Below are 1,328 nucleotides of genomic sequence, written 5' to 3' on the forward strand. Positions count from 1 at the left end.
CGCCGTCGCGCAGCGACAACTGGCCCTCGTGGTGGGCGTCGTACGGGTAGCTGGTGGCGATGTGCCGGACGGCCGTCTCGGTCTGGATGGCGACGCCGGGACGCCCGTTGCCGAGGCACCCGCCGCCGGGACTCCCGGCCCGGCGGTGCCGAGGGCGGCGTCGACTCCTGGCGGGGCTGGGCCCGAGCCCGGCACCGCCTCCCCGCGTCCGAACGTCCCCGCGGTCCGGGCCGACCGTCCGGTGCGTCCGCGTGCCGTCGGCGCCCCGCTGGTCGTGGCGAGGCGCCCGAGGGCGCTGTCCGCGCGCCCGGTGGCAGCCGTCCCGGGAACGGGCAAGGCGCCGAACACCGCCACCGGGCCGACGGTCCGGGGCACCGACGCGCCGACGCCCGTGGCTCCGGTGTCCGAGGCTCCGACGCCCGTGGCTCCGGTGTCCGTGGCTCCGGCCTCCGCCGCGATGGCGACGCCGGAAGCCTCCGACGCCACCCACCGCCCGTCCGCGACCTCCACGACCACCGCGCCCGCCACCGCCGCGCCCGCGAGCAGCGGGGGGAGCGAAGGGACGGTCCAGCGTTCCGTCGCGCCCGGTCCCGCGGCCGCGGCACCCGCCCGCCCGGTCCTCGGCGCGCCCCTGACCGCTCTGCCCGCGAGCGCCACGCCGCAGGCCACCGGTGGCCCCCGGGCCACCGGTGCCGCCCCGTCGGCGCCGGCCATGCCCGTCGTCCCCGCCGACGCGGGGGCCGCCGCCGATGACGCCCGGCCCTCCGGCGGAGTGGGCCACGACACCACCGCCCCGGTCCGCCGCGCCCGTGCGGCCGACGATCCGGGCGGCAGCCCGGCACCGACCCGGGCCGGGAGCGGGCCCGCCTCCGGCGCCCCCGTCCAGCGCGCGCGGTCCGCGCGGCCCGCACCGTCGGCCGCTGACCGTGCCGCGCCCGCCCGGTCGTCCGAACCGGCGCCCGCCCGGGTTCGCGGGCCGCTGGACGACGTGCCCGTACAGCGCTCGGCATCCGCGGCCGGTACGCCCGCCGCGACCTCGTCGCCGACCCCGGACCGTGCTTCGTCGGCCCGGTCCGGTCCGACGCCCGCTCAGGTGAGCGGGCCCGTCGAGGACGTGACCGTACAGCGGGCGCCCTCCGGGCCCGTCGGCCCGCCGACGCCGGCCCAGCCCGACCCGTCTCCTGCCCGTACGCGCGGCGGCCTGGGCGCGCCGCTCGACGCGCTGCCGCCGACGGCGGCCGTGCCCGGGGGCACCGCCCCGCTGCTCGGCGGGCGCGGACCGGTCCAGCGGATCGCGGCCCCGGCGACGGACGGCGCCGTGCCTTCCG

At 82.0% G+C, this 1,328-nt stretch carries 1 pseudogene; it reads left to right on the plus strand.

The features are described from left to right. Positions 1-1,093: 1,093 nt before the first annotated feature. Positions 1,094-1,328 (plus strand): annotated as a pseudogene (locus tag AB0E96_RS41210) (hypothetical protein); the annotation flags it as partial.

This window comes from Kitasatospora sp. NPDC036755 (assembly GCF_040636595.1).
Classification (GTDB): domain Bacteria; phylum Actinomycetota; class Actinomycetes; order Streptomycetales; family Streptomycetaceae; genus Kitasatospora.